Genomic DNA, 896 nt, shown 5'->3' on the forward strand with positions numbered 1-896 from the left:
GCAGATGAGTGCCCAGGAGTTCTCGCTTTTGCTAGCTGGCATTGACTGGACGCCGGTCAAGCGAAACGCGGTGAGACGACCCTCAAAAGTAGGCTGATCCTATTGGTTTTGCTTGAAGATTCAGGCTAATATGATAGGGTCGGTCATGCTGCTTCGACCCGATCCCTTGCCCCAGGATGCTGCGCAATTGACCCGGATCATTCTCTTACTCGACGAAGAGAATGCCGATCTCAAAGCGCGTATTGCCTTCCTTGAGCGCCAGCTCTTCGGGACGAAATCGGAGAAGATGACGATCATCGATCCAGCCCAGGCAACGCTCGACCTGGGCGATCTAAGCGATATTCCCGTTGCAGCCAATGACGATGCCGCACCGGCCGGTGAAGACAAAACACAGGCACGGCGATCGTCTGCCCGCAATATCGGCCGCTTGCCCAAGCATCTTCCGCGCTATGAAGAGATCATTGAGCCGGAGAGCAAGATTTGCCCCTGCTGTTCGTTCGAACTGCATTGCATCGGCACGGACGTCAGCGAGGCGCTCGACATCGTACCTGCTGTTGTCCGGGTCAAACGGACGATCCGGCCGCGCTATGCATGCCGGGCCTGTGAGAGTGCCATCGTGCAAGCACCTGCACCGGCGCGCGTGATGGACGGTGGCATGGTGACCACGGCGTTTGCCGCGCATGTCGCTGTTTCGAAGTTTGCCTGGCATCTCCCGCTCAATCGACAGGCGCAAATGCTGGCCTCCTGCGGTGTCATCATCGATCGCGGTACGCTTGGCGCCTGGGTGATGCGGGTCGCCTGGTGGCTGGAGCTTCTCTATGACGCGCTTACCGCCTTTATCCGCTCGCAGCCGAGAGTGTTCTGTGACGAGACGCCGTTGCCGCGGCTCGAGCCGG

1 protein-coding gene and 1 pseudogene are annotated in these 896 nt (G+C 59.2%); both read left to right on the forward strand.

Annotated features, from left to right (window positions below; all coding sequences use genetic code 11):
* Nucleotides 1-97, forward strand: a pseudogene (locus tag F9K91_RS25490) (IS66 family insertion sequence element accessory protein TnpB); the annotation flags it as partial.
* Between the two features lie 48 nt (nucleotides 98-145).
* The coding region (locus F9K91_RS25495) for an IS66 family transposase (protein WP_151679072.1) at nucleotides 146-896 on the forward strand (751 nt) is incomplete at its 3' end.

Source organism: Brucella tritici, from assembly GCF_008932295.1.
Taxonomy (GTDB): domain Bacteria; phylum Pseudomonadota; class Alphaproteobacteria; order Rhizobiales; family Rhizobiaceae; genus Brucella; species Brucella tritici.